26 protein-coding genes are annotated in these 13,999 nt (G+C 34.6%); 3 read left to right on the top strand and 23 right to left on the bottom strand.

What is annotated here, in order from left to right; translation table 11 throughout:
• Positions 1-365: 365 nt before the first annotated feature.
• Complete coding sequence (locus tag QZZ48_RS09620) at positions 366-659, top strand: chorismate mutase (RefSeq protein WP_294964917.1); 294 nt, start codon at positions 366-368, stop codon at positions 657-659.
• Between the two features lie 8 nt (positions 660-667).
• Positions 668-1,549, top strand: a complete 882-nt coding sequence (locus QZZ48_RS09615) for a rhodanese-like domain-containing protein (protein ID WP_294964915.1) — start codon at positions 668-670, stop codon at positions 1,547-1,549.
• Positions 1,550-1,582: 33 nt separating this feature from the next.
• Here the strand turns inward: QZZ48_RS09615 and infA are convergent, their stop codons facing one another.
• The 23 genes from infA to rpsJ all read right to left on the bottom strand — a co-directional run bounded on the left by infA (position 1,583) and on the right by rpsJ (position 12,222).
• Positions 1,583-1,801 (bottom strand): translation initiation factor IF-1, encoded by a 219-nt coding sequence (infA, locus tag QZZ48_RS09610; protein ID WP_013326041.1) that lies wholly within the window; start codon positions 1,799-1,801, stop codon positions 1,583-1,585.
• A gap of 22 nt (positions 1,802-1,823) precedes the next feature.
• The gene (gene map, locus QZZ48_RS09605; protein ID WP_294964907.1) at positions 1,824-2,582 is read right to left on the bottom strand and encodes a type I methionyl aminopeptidase; all 759 of its coding nucleotides are present in this window, start codon (positions 2,580-2,582) and stop codon (positions 1,824-1,826) included.
• A 3-nt stretch (positions 2,583-2,585) separates the two neighbouring features.
• The gene (gene secY, locus QZZ48_RS09600; protein ID WP_294964904.1) at positions 2,586-3,848 is read right to left on the bottom strand and encodes a preprotein translocase subunit SecY; all 1,263 of its coding nucleotides are present in this window, start codon (positions 3,846-3,848) and stop codon (positions 2,586-2,588) included.
• Between the two features lie 2 nt (positions 3,849-3,850).
• Positions 3,851-4,249, bottom strand: coding sequence for a 50S ribosomal protein L15 (rplO, locus tag QZZ48_RS09595; RefSeq protein ID WP_294964902.1), 399 nt, complete (start codon positions 4,247-4,249; stop codon positions 3,851-3,853).
• Positions 4,250-4,252: 3 nt separating this feature from the next.
• Entirely contained in the window at positions 4,253-4,693 is a 441-nt protein-coding gene (gene rpsE / locus QZZ48_RS09590; RefSeq protein WP_294964898.1) for a 30S ribosomal protein S5, read from the bottom strand.
• 8 nt (positions 4,694-4,701) lie between these two features.
• Complete coding sequence (gene rplR / locus QZZ48_RS09585; protein ID WP_294964896.1) at positions 4,702-5,058, bottom strand: 50S ribosomal protein L18; 357 nt, start codon at positions 5,056-5,058, stop codon at positions 4,702-4,704.
• A gap of 13 nt (positions 5,059-5,071) precedes the next feature.
• Entirely contained in the window at positions 5,072-5,608 is a 537-nt protein-coding gene (gene rplF / locus QZZ48_RS09580) for a 50S ribosomal protein L6 (protein WP_294964894.1), read from the bottom strand.
• A 9-nt stretch (positions 5,609-5,617) separates the two neighbouring features.
• Positions 5,618-6,016 (bottom strand): 30S ribosomal protein S8, encoded by a 399-nt coding sequence (rpsH, locus tag QZZ48_RS09575; RefSeq protein ID WP_294964891.1) that lies wholly within the window; start codon positions 6,014-6,016, stop codon positions 5,618-5,620.
• Positions 6,017-6,091: 75 nt separating this feature from the next.
• Positions 6,092-6,277 (bottom strand): type Z 30S ribosomal protein S14, encoded by a 186-nt coding sequence (locus QZZ48_RS09570; RefSeq protein ID WP_008340791.1) that lies wholly within the window; start codon positions 6,275-6,277, stop codon positions 6,092-6,094.
• The gene (gene rplE / locus QZZ48_RS09565; RefSeq protein ID WP_294964886.1) at positions 6,277-6,822 is read right to left on the bottom strand and encodes a 50S ribosomal protein L5; all 546 of its coding nucleotides are present in this window, start codon (positions 6,820-6,822) and stop codon (positions 6,277-6,279) included. The genes QZZ48_RS09570 and rplE overlap by 1 nt, the downstream gene beginning before the upstream one ends.
• Positions 6,823-6,826: 4 nt before the next feature.
• Positions 6,827-7,057: a 50S ribosomal protein L24 gene (gene rplX / locus QZZ48_RS09560; RefSeq protein WP_294964884.1), complete on the bottom strand. Its 231-nt coding sequence runs from the start codon at positions 7,055-7,057 to the stop codon at positions 6,827-6,829.
• Positions 7,057-7,425 (bottom strand): 50S ribosomal protein L14, encoded by a 369-nt coding sequence (gene rplN / locus QZZ48_RS09555; protein ID WP_294964882.1) that lies wholly within the window; start codon positions 7,423-7,425, stop codon positions 7,057-7,059. Before rplN ends, rplX begins: the two co-directional genes overlap by 1 nt.
• Positions 7,425-7,673 (bottom strand): 30S ribosomal protein S17, encoded by a 249-nt coding sequence (gene rpsQ, locus QZZ48_RS09550; protein ID WP_294964879.1) that lies wholly within the window; start codon positions 7,671-7,673, stop codon positions 7,425-7,427. Before rpsQ ends, rplN begins: the two co-directional genes overlap by 1 nt.
• A 10-nt stretch (positions 7,674-7,683) precedes the next feature.
• A complete protein-coding gene (gene rpmC / locus QZZ48_RS09545) occupies positions 7,684-7,872 on the bottom strand; it encodes a 50S ribosomal protein L29 (protein WP_294964877.1) in 189 nt (62 codons plus the stop codon).
• Entirely contained in the window at positions 7,859-8,284 is a 426-nt protein-coding gene (gene rplP, locus QZZ48_RS09540; protein WP_294964876.1) for a 50S ribosomal protein L16, read from the bottom strand. The genes rpmC and rplP overlap by 14 nt, the downstream gene beginning before the upstream one ends.
• Positions 8,285-8,286: 2 nt before the next feature.
• The gene (rpsC, locus tag QZZ48_RS09535) at positions 8,287-8,988 is read right to left on the bottom strand and encodes a 30S ribosomal protein S3 (RefSeq protein ID WP_294964874.1); all 702 of its coding nucleotides are present in this window, start codon (positions 8,986-8,988) and stop codon (positions 8,287-8,289) included.
• A gap of 1 nt (position 8,989) precedes the next feature.
• On the bottom strand, positions 8,990-9,307 hold the full coding sequence (rplV, locus tag QZZ48_RS09530; RefSeq protein WP_294964872.1) for a 50S ribosomal protein L22: 318 nt from the start codon (positions 9,305-9,307) through the stop codon (positions 8,990-8,992).
• Between the two features lie 2 nt (positions 9,308-9,309).
• Positions 9,310-9,585: a 30S ribosomal protein S19 gene (gene rpsS / locus QZZ48_RS09525; protein ID WP_294964870.1), complete on the bottom strand. Its 276-nt coding sequence runs from the start codon at positions 9,583-9,585 to the stop codon at positions 9,310-9,312.
• Positions 9,585-10,430 carry a 50S ribosomal protein L2 gene (gene rplB / locus QZZ48_RS09520; RefSeq protein ID WP_294964867.1) on the bottom strand — a complete coding sequence of 282 codons (846 nt, stop codon included), beginning with the start codon at positions 10,428-10,430 and terminating at the stop codon, positions 9,585-9,587. The genes rpsS and rplB overlap by 1 nt, the downstream gene beginning before the upstream one ends.
• 1 nt (position 10,431) lies before the next feature.
• Positions 10,432-10,713, bottom strand: coding sequence for a 50S ribosomal protein L23 (locus QZZ48_RS09515; RefSeq protein WP_294964864.1), 282 nt, complete (start codon positions 10,711-10,713; stop codon positions 10,432-10,434).
• A complete protein-coding gene (gene rplD, locus QZZ48_RS09510; RefSeq protein WP_294964861.1) occupies positions 10,713-11,327 on the bottom strand; it encodes a 50S ribosomal protein L4 in 615 nt (204 codons plus the stop codon). The genes QZZ48_RS09515 and rplD overlap by 1 nt, the downstream gene beginning before the upstream one ends.
• Entirely contained in the window at positions 11,327-11,902 is a 576-nt protein-coding gene (gene rplC, locus QZZ48_RS09505) for a 50S ribosomal protein L3 (RefSeq protein ID WP_294964859.1), read from the bottom strand. The genes rplD and rplC overlap by 1 nt, the downstream gene beginning before the upstream one ends.
• An 8-nt stretch (positions 11,903-11,910) precedes the next feature.
• Positions 11,911-12,222, bottom strand: a complete 312-nt coding sequence (gene rpsJ, locus QZZ48_RS09500; protein WP_194366916.1) for a 30S ribosomal protein S10 — start codon at positions 12,220-12,222, stop codon at positions 11,911-11,913.
• A 167-nt stretch (positions 12,223-12,389) separates the two neighbouring features.
• Here rpsJ and QZZ48_RS09495 point away from each other — a divergent pair, with 167 nt between their 5' ends.
• Positions 12,390-13,454 carry an ATP-binding protein gene (locus QZZ48_RS09495; RefSeq protein WP_294964855.1) on the top strand — a complete coding sequence of 355 codons (1,065 nt, stop codon included), beginning with the start codon at positions 12,390-12,392 and terminating at the stop codon, positions 13,452-13,454.
• Positions 13,455-13,999: the final 545 nt, after the last annotated feature.

Here is a 13,999-nt window from a genome sequence, read left to right as displayed (position 1 = left end):
TTACACTCATATTTAATCCCTATATTTTCTATTTCAATTTTATCATTTTTGAAATAAGAAAACAAATTTTACTGGTTCAGTTTTAGGGGTTCATTATAGCAAGAGTTAATGCTATAAATGAAGATGAACGTAATAACTTATCTAAGAAAATATCTATTTTGAAATCAAAGGATTAAAAAGTTTCAAGGAGTTAAAAGAGTATGTAGAGCCTTAGAGTCAAGTTAAGGCTATACATGGAGAATCGTAAAAGTATTATATTATGTAATAGTTACTAAAGTGTTAACGAAGTCTTATCTCTTTTTAGATAACATTGCTTATATCAAGTAATAAACTACAAAAAAAGAACAATAATTAAGGAAAAATATATGGTTGAATGTAATTCACTCGAAGAAGTTAGAACAGAAATAGATAAACTAGATACTAAATTAGTAGAGTTAATATCTCAACGTAGTCGTTTTGTAAGAAAAGCTGCTTCATTTAAAGATACGATAGATGATGTTAAGGCTGATGACCGTATTGAATATATTATGCAAACAGTTCGTCATAAAGCGATAGAATTAAATTTGTCTCCAAATATGATTTCAGAATTATTTACAATTATGATAGATGAAATGGTAGAACTAGAAATCTCTGAATTTAGTAACACTGAAACATTTTAAAGATAAACATGAAATTTTTTTTATTAATAAGCATAAGCTTCTTCACACTTCTTGCATCTGATGCTTTTATCACGCCCAATGAATTAAAAAACTCACTTGAAAAAAAGAATTTAATTATCATAGATGTTTCAGATGCTCTTACTTATAAAACCAGTCATATTAAAGGCGCTATTAACTCTGATGTTTCTAAATTTATAAATCAAGAACCAGAAAATATATACTCACTTATGAACTCACCAGAGATTATCCAAGAAGAGCTAAGAAATCTTGGTATTAATCAAGATTCTAAGGTGGTAATTTACTCACATAACACAGATAAACGTGTTTTAGAATCTAGTTATTTAGCATTCTTATTATTATATAGTGGCTTTGAGAATCTTACAATCTTAGATGGTGGTTATGTGTCTTGGGTATTTGAAAATGAAAGATTAACTTCTGCAACTCCTACATATATTGAAGATGAAGGTAATATAGTTGTAAAACCTAATAAAAACTTGTTAGTAACAATGGATTCAATAAAAAGCTCTTTAGGTTCAACGATTATTATAGATGCTAGATCACCACAAATCTATTATGGTATAGAACGTTCAAATGGGATAAGTTCAATTGGACATATTCCACAGGCTAAAAGTAGTTTTTACAAAAATAATTTTTTAAGAGACGGTTCACTTAGAAATCAAAATGAGCTAGAAAAAATCTATATAGATGGACATGAATTAAAAAGTAGTGATGAAATAGTTGTATATAGTAATAATGTTTTTTCTGCAAGTATGGAATTTTATGTTTTATATAAACATATGGGATTTAAGAATACAAAACTTTACGAAGCTTCGCTTTTAGAATGGGAAAATAATTCAGATTTACCTATGACTAGGTTTAAGTGGGAATAGAGGTTTTGGCATAAATGCCAGAACCTTTATTTTCTATTTGTAACGATAAGTGATACGTCCCTTATCAAGAGAGTATGGTGTTAACTCTAATTTAACTTTATCACCTGGAAGTATTTTAATATAGTGCATACGCATTTTACCTGCGATATGACATAAAATAATATGTCCATTTTCTAATTCAACACGGAAAGTTGCATTCGGTAATGCTTCAATAATCTTGCCGTCAACTTCTATAACATCAGCTTTAGCCATTTATAAGTCCTTTTTCTAACTCTTAAGCAAGAGATAATATCTCAGCTTTACCATTAATTACTGCAACAGTATGCTCATAGTGTGAACCGCGTAAATTATCGGCACTAACAACATCCCACTTATTTTCTAAAATAATTGGTTTTGATTCTTTTTGACAGATCATCGGCTCAAGACAAAAAACCATTCCGTTTTTTATCTTTGGTCCAGATTTAGGATTATTACCATTTAGGTAATTTGGTATTTCAGGCTCTTCATGAGGCTTCTTACCAATTCCATGTCCACAAAAATTATACAGAGGAACAAAACCTCTAGCTCTAATAAATTCTTCCATAATTAAAGAAAGTTCCTTAAATCTCATTCCATCTTTGATTTCACCGATTGCATTATATAAAGTGTCTTTAGCGCATGCTATTAACTCTTCATCTAACTTATCAACTTTACCTACAGGAACTGTGATAGCAGCATCTCCATACCATCCCTCAAGCTCTGTACCGATATCATAACCTATTACATCGCCCGCTTGGAGTTTATAATCTGTTGGTATACCGTGAATGATAACTTGATTGAGTGAAGTACATACTGCATTAGGGAAGCCGTAGAGACCTTTAAAAGATGGTCTAGCACCATGAGATCGGATATAATCCTCTGCCATAGCATCTAGCTCTTTTAAAGAGATTCCTACTTTTGTATTTTGAGCAAGAAGTTCTAGCGCACCACCAACAATTTTGTTAGCAGCACGTAGTTTCTCAATTTCTTGAGGTTTTCTAAGCGCGATGGCCATTATTTATAGTCCAACAGCACTTAGCGTCTCATATTTACTCATGTAAACCTGAGCCTCAATTTTTCTCATAGTATCTAGAGCAACTTGAACAACGATTAAAACCGCTGTACCACCAAAGAAGAAAGGCACACCCATCCCCTTGATAATCATAAATGGTAGAGTTGCAACAAGACCAAGGTATAAAGCACCTGTAAAAGTTAATCTACTAGCAGTTTCATTCAAAAACTCCATAGTTGCTTTACCAGTACGGATACCTGGAATAAATCCACCTTGTCTCTTTAGATTGTCTGAAATATCTTTTGCATTAAAAGTAATCGAAGCATAAAAGAATGCAAAGAAAACAACAAAAGCAAATGTTAAAAAGTTAAAAAAGTAACTATTTGGATTCAAATAGTCAGCAATCATCTGAACAGTAGGGTTAGTACTACTAGACATTACAGTCATTGGAAACATTAAAATCGCAGAAGCGAAGATAACTGGAATAACACCAGCTAAGTTTACCTTGATAGGGATATAATTCATTACTCTTTTATTTTGATTTTGCATCATAACTTTTTTAGCGTATGTAACAGGTACACGACGCTCGCCAAGTTCAACGTAAATAATAATTGCTACAGTGCCTAATATAAGGGCTAAAATACCTATTACAGTTAAGAATCCCATAGCACCAGTATTTACCATTGTAATCGTTTGACCAATTGCACTTGGAATAGCTGAAACAATACCAGCAAAGATAATAAGTGAAATACCATTACCAATACCACTTTGAGTTATTTGCTCACCAATCCACATAAGTAACATAGTTCCTGCTAGCATTGAAACTGCAGAAAGAATTATAAATGTATTATGATCAGCTAATATAGCACTATTTCCAGTTGGACCAGTTAAACTTTGAAGACCTACACTAATACCGATAGCTTGAATCATTGTAATTACAATAGTCGCATAACGAATAATTTGCATATACTTTACCATTCCGTCACGTTCTTTTTTCATTTGACCTAGAGGAGCGAAAGTAGCAGCTAAAAGTTCCATGATGATTGAAGCAGTGATGTAAGGCATAATACCAAGAGCGATGATAGACATTCTCTCAACAGCATTTCCACTAAACATATTAAATAAACCTAGTGCGTCAGCTTGGTGTGAATCGAAAAATGAAGCAATAACAGCAGTATCTACACCGGGTACTGGCACGTATGCCAGTAGACGGTAGATGAATAAAAACCCGATAGTAATAAGTATCTTATTTACAAGATTTTTATTCACGACTATTTACCTGTTGTAGTAACGTTGTCGTCTTTGATTTTTGATGCTAAATCTTTAGCAGATGCACCAACTAATTTAACTTTAGAAACAGAAGCACCCATTTTGTGAACACCACGGATAGATTCCATAGTAATTTCAGCTAACTCAGATACTGCTTTAATTCTTTCCACATTAATAACGTAAGGCTTTACGTTATGAGAAAAGAATCCAATTTTAGGAAGACGTTTTGCAAGTTGCATTTGTCCACCCTCAAAGTTTCTTTTTCTCTTATAACCTGAACGAGATTTTTGACCTTTTTGACCACGTGCAGCAGTCTTACCAGTACCAGAACCTTGTCCACGACCAACTCTTTTACGGTTGCTTGTAGAACCTACGGCTGGTAATAAATTTTCAATACCCATCATCTATCCTTTTATACGAGTCAGTGCTTCAACTGTAGCACGAACAAGTGTTCCTGGATTGTTTGAACCAATTGACTTTGTAAGTATGTCTTGAATACCTGCAAGCTCAAGAACAGGACGAGCTGCTCCACCTGCAATAACACCTGTACCTTCAGATGCTGGCTTCAAAAGAACACGACTTGCATTGTATTTATGCTCAATATCATGTGCTATTGTTGTACCTTTAATACTTACAGTTGTAAGATTCTTAAAAGCATTATCAACAGCTTTACGTATAGCGTCAGGAACTTCCTTTGCTTTACCCATACCGTAACCTACAGTACCATTTTTGTTACCAACTACGATAAGTGCAGTAAAACGAAATCTTCTACCACCCTTAACAACTTTAGTAACACGACCAATGTTTACAATTGATTCTTCAAAATCTTCTCTATTGATTTCCATATCAGCCCCTAAAACTTAATTTCGTTAGCACGAAGTGCGTCACCAAATGCAGCTATAACGCCGTGATATTGGTAACCATTACGATCAAATACAACTTCAGAAATGTTAGCTTTTTTAAGTGTTGCAGAAAATGCTTCACCTAGTGCAGCAGCACCTTCTTTGTTTGATTTATGACCAGTTGACTTTGAGTTAAGTGCCGCTAGTGTTGTTGCAGATGCATCATCAATAGCTTGTACACTTAAATAACGATTTGAACGAAATACAGAAACACGAGGAAGTGAAGCACAACCAGATATTTTTGCACGAATACGACGCTTACGCTTTAAACGATTAGCAATTTTCGATTTTAATACTTTAGCATTCATTTATACTCCTCCCTTATTTCTTAGCAGTTTTACCGGCTTTACGCACGATATGTTCTTCCATGTATTTAACACCTTTACCTTTGTAAGGCTCAGGTGGACGGAATGATCTGATCTCAGCAGCTACTTGACCAAGCTTTTGCTTGTCATGGCTTTTAAGAGTAATAACATTCTTTTCAACTAAAGCGTCCATACCTTCTGGTAAATCATAATTAATATCATGAGAGTGACCAAGTTGTAAGTTAAGAACTCTGCCTTTAACAGCAGCACGGTAACCAACACCATTGATTTCTAATTGCTTAGAATAACCAGTAGTTAAACCAACAACGATATTTTGAGCTAATGCTCTATATGTTCCCCAGAATGCTCTGTGAGCTTTTTCATCTGATTTTGTAGCAAAAGATAAAACGTTTCCTTCTACAGAGAAGTCTACATTTCCTTTTGTATCTAAATCAACACTATTTTTGCCTTTAGCAAAAGTTATAACATTTCCATTTGTACTAACATTAATGTCAGCTGCAAATTCTACCGGTTTTTTACCAATTCTTGACATGCTATCTCCCTACCAAACTGTACACATAACTTCGCCACCAATGCCAAGCTCAAAAGCTTTGTCATTTGATAGTACGCCATGTGATGTAGTAACAATAATAGTTCCGTAACCATTTTTGAATCTTTTGATATCTTCTTTACCTTTGTAAACACGTCTACCAGGCTTAGAAATTCTCTTAATTTCATTAATTACAGTCTTTCCTTCTTCGTTGTACTTAAGTACAACTTTGATAGTCTTCTTAACGCCGTCTTCAACAACGTTACAACTCTCAATATAACCTTTTTCTACTAAGATATTTGCTACAGCTTCAACACTCTTAGAGTGAACTAAAGTAGTAACTGGTAATCTTCTCATACCTGCGTTACGAACACGCGTTAATGCATCTGATACTAGATCATTTATTGCCATTTATATTTCCTTATTTGTAGTTATTTTATAATTACTTATAAAATAACTGCTAATGAATAGTAGTTTCCTCTTGGGTTACCAAGAAGACTTTCTAACACCTGGGATTAATCCCTCATTTGCCATTTTTCTAAAACAAATACGACAGATACCAAAGTCACGAAGAACTGAGTGTGGACGACCACAAATCTGACATCTTGTATAACCACGAACTTTGAACTTAGGTTCTCTTTTCGCTTTTGCGATCATAGACTTCTTAGCCATTAGTTACTCCCTTTAGTAAAAGGCATACCCATTTTCTCTAAAAGAGCGAATCCTGCCTTATCTGAATCAGCAGTTGTAACAACTGTGATATTCATACCATGAATTTGCATGATTGAATCATAACCAATTTCTGGGAAAATTAGTTGCTCTTGAAGACCGAAGTTATAGTTACCACGACCATCAAAACCATTTCTTGGAACACCACGGAAATCTTTCACACGTGGAAGTGCAATAGATACTAGACGATCAAGAAAGTTATACATATTTTCACCACGAAGTGTTACACGGATACCAACTGGCATACCTTCACGAACTTTAAAACCAGCAACTGATTTCTTAGCGATTACTGTAGTTGCTTTTTGACCAGCAATTTTAGTAATTGTGTCTTCGATGTTTTTGATAAGCTTGTTATCTTTCATTGCGAAACCAGCACCAACAGAGATGATAATTTTATCAACTTTTGGTGTTTGCATAGGATTTGTAATACCTAAATCAGTTTGTAATTCAGATTTTAAACCTAAATATTTTTCTTTTAAACGAGCCATCTAATTATGCCTCCACTTTGCGTACATTTGAAATATCTATAGGCATTTCTTTATTGATATGTCCGCCTTTAGTATTATCTTCTGTTGGCTTGATAGCTTTCTTAGCAACTTTACAACCCTCAACTATTAACTTATTTTTCTTAGGTAATACTTCAAGTACAGTAGCTTTAGTTCCACGATCATTACCAGCGATAATTTCTACAGTATCGCCTTTTTTGAAATTAAATTTTGCCATTAAACAACCTCCGGTGCAAGAGATACAATTTTCATGAATCCTGCGTAACGTACTTCACGACCAACAGGGCCGAAAATACGAGTACCAATAGGCTCTCTCTTGTCATCAAGTATAACTGCTGCATTGTCATCAAAACGAATAAGAGAACCGTTTTCACGGTGAACCTCTTTAGCAGTTCTAACGATAACAGCTTTTACAACTTTACCTTTTTTAACTTTAGCAGTTGGAGTCGCTTTCTTAACAGAAGCAACGATAACGTCACCTACTGAAGCATAACGACGCTTAGAACCACCAAGTACCTTAATACACATAATCTCTTTTGCACCTGTATTATCAGCTACAACTAAACGAGTAAAACCTTGGATCATTACTTAGCTCCTGATACTACTGTTTTAAGTCTAAAAGATTTAGTCTTAGAAAGTGGGCGACATTCGATTGCAATAATCTCATCACCAACTTTTACTTCATTACGCTCATCATGTACTAAGTACTTTTTGAAACGTTTTACAACTTTGTGGTAACGAGGATGCATTACACGACGTTCAACAACTATAGAAACTGTTTTTTCGCCTGCAATTGTAACTACTTTACCTTGAATTTCACGCTTATGTGTCATTATCAAGCCCCTAGTTTGCCACTGCAGTTAAAGCAGTGTTGATTTTAGCAATATCTTTTTTAGCAACACGTAGTTCACTAGTGTTATTTAATTGCATCATCTTTTGTTTAATTTTTAAAGTAAACAGTTCAGTTTTCTTTTCTTTTAGCATAGCTAGTAGCTCTGCTGAATTTTTATCTGCTAAATCAGAATATTTCATTGCTCATCTCCGCAGTAATAATTTTAGTTTTGAATGGTAACTTGTGCATCGCAAGAGTAAGCGCTTCACGAGCTATATCATGTGGAACACCGGCCATTTCAAAAATGATACGACCAGGTTTGATATTCATTACCCACTGATCAACAGCACCCTTACCTTTACCCATACGAGTTTCAAGCGGTTTTGCAGTTAATGGCTTAGCAGGAAATACACGAATCCAAATCTTACCTTGACGTTTAATGTGACGAGTAGCTGAAATACGAGCTGCTTCAATCTGACGTGAGTTAATACGACCTGCTTCAACCGCTTTAAAAGCGATATCACCAAATGCTAATGTATAACCTGAACGAGCGTAACCACGGTTACGACCTTTCATTACTTTACGATATTTTGTTCTTTTTGGCATTAACATAATTAATCAGCCTTTCTCGGAGCACGCTTTCTAGGACGCTCGTTTTTCTCTTCTTTTACTTCTGCAGGGATACCTTTAGTAAGTACCTCACCTTTGAAAATCCAAACTTTAACACCGATAATACCGTATGTAGTTTGAGCTTCTGCAAAACCATAATCAATTTTAGCACGAAGTGTATGTAAAGGAACACGTCCCTCTAAATACCACTCAGTACGAGCCATTTCAGCTCCACCAAGACGACCTGCAACTGCAATTTTGATACCTTTAGCGCCTGAACGTTGTGCACCTTGCATAACTTTCTTCATAGCACGTCTAAAAGCAACACGACGTTCAAGTTGAGTAGCTACATTCTCAGCAACAAGTTGTGCTGAAGTTTGAGCTTTTTTCTCTTCTTTGATATTAACAGAAACTGTTTTACCAATTAACTTTTGAAGTGAAGTCTTAAGTTTTTCAATGTCCGCACCTTTTTTACCAATAATGATACCAGGACGAGCAGCAACGATAGTTACACGAAGTCTCTTAATTGTTCTCTCAATGATGATGTTAGCAACACCAGCATAGTAAAGTTCTTTTTTCAAAAATGTACGTATCTTGTGATCTTCACCTAAAGCTGCTGGTGCAGTTTTAAAATTAGGGAACCAACGGCTCTCCCAGTTACGGTTGATACCAAGACGTAAACCAATAGGATTAACTTTTTGACCCATATTATTTACCCTCTACTTCTACTAAGATGTGTGCTGTTGGCTTTCTGATTCCAGATGCCATACCACGTGCTCTTGGACGGAATCTCTTAAGAACTGGACCGTTATCAACACGACATGATGTAACAGTACAATCTTCAGCTTCACTACCACTGTTAGCTACTGCAGATGCAAGAACCTTAGAAATAATTTTAGCTGCTTTGTTTGGTGTGAATTCTAAAGCTGCTAAAGCCTCTTCAGCATTCATACCTTGAATCTCTCTTGCAATAAGACGAGATTTAATTGGTGAAACACGGATAAATTTTAATAATGCTCTAGCCATGATTACCCCTTCTTCTGAACTGAGCCCTTATGGCCCTTGAATGTACGAGTTGGTGCGAATTCACCAAGTTTATAACCAATATGGTTCTCTGAAATATGAACAGGAACGAATTGACGTCCGTTGTGTACATTTAATGTAAAACCAACCATTGTAGGTATAACCATAGATCTTCTTGACCAAGTTTTTATAGGTTTTTTGTTGCCTTCAGCTCTAGCTGTTTCAACTTTTTTCATTAAATGGTCATCAACAAATGGACCTTTTTTTACTGAACGAGCCATTAGCCTACCCTTTTTGCATTTGGTTTACGGCGAGTAATAATTAGTTTATCACTAGCTTTCTTACGACGAGTTTTAGCACCCTTCGTTGGTTTACCCCATGGAGTAACTGGATGACGACCTGAGTTCGTTTTACCTTCACCACCACCATGCGGGTGATCAATTGGATTCATTGCTGAACCACGAGTTTGAGGACGAATTCCAAGATGTCTTTGACGACCAGCTTTAGCGATAACAATGTTACCAAACTCTTCATTACCAACTGAACCGATAGTAGCTAGACATTCGCCTAATACTAAACGCATTTCAGATGAAGGCATACGAAGTGAAACATACTTGCCATCACGACCCATAATTTGAGCAGAAGTTCCAGCAGCACGACACATTTGTCCGCCCTTACCAGTTTTAAGCTCGATATTATGAATTAATGTACCAACTGGGATATTTTTTAATTTCATTGTGTTACCAGGTTTAATATCTAAACCAGCATCAGCAGAAGAAATTGTATCACCAACTACTAGGCCTTTTGCTTGAAGAATATATTTCTTTTCACCATCAGCATAAGTAACAAGCGCAATACGACAGTTACGGTATGGATCATATTCAATAGCACTTACTGTAGCTGGAATATCGAATTTATTTCTTTTGAAATCAACGATACGGTAAAGCTTCTTTGCACCTGCTTGTCTATGACGAGATGTAATACGACCATTGTTGTTACGACCAGCGTGAGCAGGTAATTTAACTAGTAATGAACGTACACTTGCTTTTGCAGTAATGTCAGACGAATCAACATTAGTATAAAAACGACGAGACGGAGTTAACGGTCTATAAGTTTTAATTGCCATGTTATACCGCCAAACTTTCTATTTGTGCACCCTCTGGTAACTTAACATAAAACTTTTTGAAGTCATTTTGTTTACCAGCAACACCACGAAAACGTTTAACTTTTCCGCTTTGATTAAGTGAGTTAATGTTTAATGGAACGATTCCAAAATACTCACGAAATACCTCTTTAAGACCTGTTTTAGTCATACGTGTAGAAGTTTGTACAACGATAACGTTGTCTTCTTGCATTCCTAAAGTCTTCTCTGTATATAGTATAGATTTAATATCTGTAATATCTGCCATTATTTAGCCTCACCTACAAGATTTTCCCATACCGCTTTTTCGATCACTATAGAGCGATAGTTAGCAGCTAAATAAGCATTTAATTCATTTGATTCAACTACGTAAGTACTTGAAAGATTCTCAAACGCTAAAAAAGTATTTTCATCTAAAAGAGATTTTACTATTAGTACATCTCTTTGATTTAGTGCTTTAAACATTGCAGCAGCATCTTTAGTCTTACCAGATGCGATTTCAATGTTATCAACGATGAAAAGACTACCGTTTTTTGCATGCTCATTAAGAGCAAAGTTAAGAGCAAGTTTCTTTTGCTTCTTATTTACTTTAAGGTCATAATTACGATTGTTCTTAGAACCGAATGCTTTACCACCACCCACAAAGATTGGAGAACGACGTGAACCAGCACGAGCGCGACCGCCACCTTTTTGAGCCCATGGTTTCTTACCACCACCTCTAACTTCACTTCTACCTTTTGTAGTAGCAGTGTTTGCACGTTGTGCAGCTTGCGCTGACTTAACATACAGGTATAAGTTATGAGGGTTAATACCAGAAAAACTCTCTGGTAATGCTAACTCAGATGCTTTTTCCATTTTTTCATTTAAAACGATTGCGCTCATTATTTAGCTACCTTTACACGACCTAATGCGCCATTAGCTCCAGAAACTGAACCTGACACCGCAATGATGTTGTTTTCAGCGTCAAAAGAAACGATTGCATTCTTAACACTATTTTGTACATTCCCGTATTGTCCAGGCATTTTCTTACCCTTCATAACACGACCTGGCCACTCAGCCATACCGATTGAACCTGTTCTACGACCAAATCTATGACCGTGTGATGCAGGACCACCAGAGAAGTTCCAACGTTTCATTGCACCAGAAAAACCGCGACCTTTAGTTGTAAAAGTAGATCTTAAAACTTTAGCTTCTACTAAAGGTGTTAAATCTAAATCTCCAGCTTCAGTGTTAGCAACTTGCATAGTCGCTAAACGATTAAACTCAGATGAAAGGCTATACTTCTTTTGCTGACCTTCAATTGACTTATTCATTTTTTTACCGCTATTGTAAGCTACAATTGCAGTGCCTTCGTTAACTTCACATACCTTAGTTTCTAATACTCTTAAAAGAGTAACAGCCTGACTTGGCACTGTGATTGTTCGGCTCATACCGATTTTTTCAACAATATATTCCACGACTACTCCTACTTATCCATAGAGCGAACTTCAACGTCCACTTCCGGTGCAAGATCAAGCTTCATTAGAGAGTCTACTGTTTCTGGCGTAGCAGAAACGATGTCGATAACTCTAGCGTGCATACGGATCTCAAATTGCTCACGAGCTTTTTTGTTAACGTGAACTGATTTCAATACTGTATATTTACGAATCTTTGTTGGTAAAGGGATCGGGCCACGAATTACGGCACCTGTACGCTTTACAGCCTCAACTATTGATGCTACTGATCTATCTAATACACGATGATCGTAAGCTTTCAATTTTAAACGAATTTTTTCCATGTTTTTCCTTCTAAAGAACTCGTTAGATTTAACTAACTATTTGCCTAACTATTTTAAGGGTTCGGAATTGTACCCAAACGAAAGCTGATATTCAAGGATTCAGGGGGTAAAAAGAGAAATAACTAAAAATTTACTTCCTTTAAGAAAGGAAATGATAAAATATCTTTATGGAAATATTACTGCAAGAATTATATAAAACTGATATTTATATGGATAAATTTCATTTTCGAAAAGTATATTTAGAAGATTTAAGTTATCAAATAAATGGAATTTCTCAAAGTGGAAAATCTAAACTGGTTAAAAATTATCTTCTAGGTCTTAAAAAGAGCACTTATCTATATATGGATTGTGATGATATTAGACTTGATATAGAAGAGTTGAATAATAATCTTGCTAGATTTTGTAATCATAATAAGATTGATACTTTAGTATTAGATAATTATAAACAAGATATAAAAATAGTAAATGTGTCTCAGCTCATTATATGTTGTGAGAATAATATAGAAATTGATTATCTAAAAACTATTCAACTATATCCTCTTGATTATGAAGAGTTTTTAGCTTATGAGCATAAGTATGACTCAACAGCACTGAATCACTTTTTTCAACTAGGTGCTTTTCCATCTATGCATAAGGTACAAAGTGATGAAAGAAATACATATATTCAAAAGACACTAAAGTACGCTTTAGAAACTATGGAGTTTGACATACTTATATTTTGTGCGAAGATGATGGCTCAAAAAGTTTCTCCCTATTCTATATATGAACGACTCAAACAGACAACAAAGATATCTAAAGACAAACTATATAAGTCATATGAGAGTCTTTGCAATAAAAACTATATACACCTTTTAGAGAAAAATAATCATCCTAAGGCTACTAAGAAAATTTATCTTTGCGATATATCTTTAAAGTCAGCACTAAGCCTTGACAAAAACTTCGGTAGGTTATTTGAAAATATGGTTTACCTTGAACTTTTAAAGTCAGGTATAGAGTGTTTTTACGATGATGGAATAGACTTTTACATCCCAGAGAATGATGAAGTAATTTTATGTACACCCTTTGCAGATGAAAGAATACTTTTTAAAAAGATGCAAGTAATAGAAGCATTTATCTTTGGTTACGGTATAAAAAAGGTTACTGCTATAACAATGAATAATGAAGGTAGTGTAAGTCATCCATTTTCAAAGGTTGAGATGTTACCATTCGATATATGGGCTATAGGAGATTAGATGTTAACTCTTAGTAAAACATTATCTTAAATTATCAAGCCCTTATATATTTCTAAATTATAAATACAGATTCAATTCATCGTAGAATACTTTAGGTGAAGTTACAACAATGTCTTTTTCGTAATACTTTGTTATTATGTTCTTGTATCTCGTTGGAACATTTAAAAATAACGATAGAATTGAATATCTTTGATCAAATTTTCTATGATATATTAAATATAATATATATGCTTTAGCGTCATTATTATTTAAATAAAATAATATATCAATTAATGTACTTAAATGGATAATATTTATATCTGGAATTGGTAAATCACAAAAGCTCATAGTACTACTTTCTATTGCTTCTATAATTATCTCAAATTTTTCTATGTCATGCTCAAAATAATATCCCAAATTTTCATGCAAGATTTCAATAATTGTTTTAGTTTCGACTTCAACACTGTATGGAATGTCCCCTATAAACTAGACAATTACTAAACCAGTAAAAACCTACATTTTTGAAGACTTTAAATTATACCTTCTTTCAAACTCATTTGGTGAAA

Source organism: Sulfurimonas sp. (assembly GCF_016744025.1).
Classification (GTDB): Bacteria; Campylobacterota; Campylobacteria; order Campylobacterales; family Sulfurimonadaceae; genus Sulfurimonas.
This window is presented reverse-complemented; position numbering and strand designations above follow the sequence as displayed.

Coding starts and splice junctions, on each gene's coding strand:
- QZZ48_RS09620 (WP_294964917.1), top strand. CDS start 366: ATGGTTGAATGTAATTCACTCGAAGAAGTTAGAACAGAAATAGATAAA.
- QZZ48_RS09615 (WP_294964915.1), top strand. CDS start 668: ATGAAATTTTTTTTATTAATAAGCATAAGCTTCTTCACACTTCTTGCA.
- infA (WP_013326041.1), bottom strand. CDS start 1,801: ATGGCTAAAGCTGATGTTATAGAAGTTGACGGCAAGATTATTGAAGCA.
- map (WP_294964907.1), bottom strand. CDS start 2,582: ATGGCCATCGCGCTTAGAAAACCTCAAGAAATTGAGAAACTACGTGCT.
- rplO (WP_294964902.1), bottom strand. CDS start 4,249: ATGGGTATTGAAAATTTATTACCAGCCGTAGGTTCTACAAGCAACCGT.
- rpsE (WP_294964898.1), bottom strand. CDS start 4,693: ATGGAAATCAATAGAGAAGATTTTGAAGAATCAATTGTAAACATTGGT.
- rplR (WP_294964896.1), bottom strand. CDS start 5,058: ATGAATGCTAAAGTATTAAAATCGAAAATTGCTAATCGTTTAAAGCGT.
- rplF (WP_294964894.1), bottom strand. CDS start 5,608: ATGTCAAGAATTGGTAAAAAACCGGTAGAATTTGCAGCTGACATTAAT.
- rpsH (WP_294964891.1), bottom strand. CDS start 6,016: ATGGCAATAAATGATCTAGTATCAGATGCATTAACGCGTGTTCGTAAC.
- QZZ48_RS09570 (WP_008340791.1), bottom strand. CDS start 6,277: ATGGCTAAGAAGTCTATGATCGCAAAAGCGAAAAGAGAACCTAAGTTC.
- rplE (WP_294964886.1), bottom strand. CDS start 6,822: ATGGCTCGTTTAAAAGAAAAATATTTAGGTTTAAAATCTGAATTACAA.
- rplX (WP_294964884.1), bottom strand. CDS start 7,057: ATGGCAAAATTTAATTTCAAAAAAGGCGATACTGTAGAAATTATCGCT.
- rplN (WP_294964882.1), bottom strand. CDS start 7,425: ATGATCCAAGGTTTTACTCGTTTAGTTGTAGCTGATAATACAGGTGCA.
- rpsQ (WP_294964879.1), bottom strand. CDS start 7,673: ATGACACATAAGCGTGAAATTCAAGGTAAAGTAGTTACAATTGCAGGC.
- rpmC (WP_294964877.1), bottom strand. CDS start 7,872: ATGAAATATTCTGATTTAGCAGATAAAAATTCAGCAGAGCTACTAGCT.
- rplP (WP_294964876.1), bottom strand. CDS start 8,284: ATGTTAATGCCAAAAAGAACAAAATATCGTAAAGTAATGAAAGGTCGT.
- rpsC (WP_294964874.1), bottom strand. CDS start 8,988: ATGGGTCAAAAAGTTAATCCTATTGGTTTACGTCTTGGTATCAACCGT.
- rplV (WP_294964872.1), bottom strand. CDS start 9,307: ATGGCTAGAGCATTATTAAAATTTATCCGTGTTTCACCAATTAAATCT.
- rpsS (WP_294964870.1), bottom strand. CDS start 9,585: ATGGCTCGTTCAGTAAAAAAAGGTCCATTTGTTGATGACCATTTAATG.
- rplB (WP_294964867.1), bottom strand. CDS start 10,430: ATGGCAATTAAAACTTATAGACCGTTAACTCCGTCTCGTCGTTTTTAT.
- QZZ48_RS09515 (WP_294964864.1), bottom strand. CDS start 10,713: ATGGCAGATATTACAGATATTAAATCTATACTATATACAGAGAAGACT.
- rplD (WP_294964861.1), bottom strand. CDS start 11,327: ATGAGCGCAATCGTTTTAAATGAAAAAATGGAAAAAGCATCTGAGTTA.
- rpsJ (WP_194366916.1), bottom strand. CDS start 12,222: ATGGAAAAAATTCGTTTAAAATTGAAAGCTTACGATCATCGTGTATTA.
- QZZ48_RS09495 (WP_294964855.1), top strand. CDS start 12,390: ATGGAAATATTACTGCAAGAATTATATAAAACTGATATTTATATGGAT.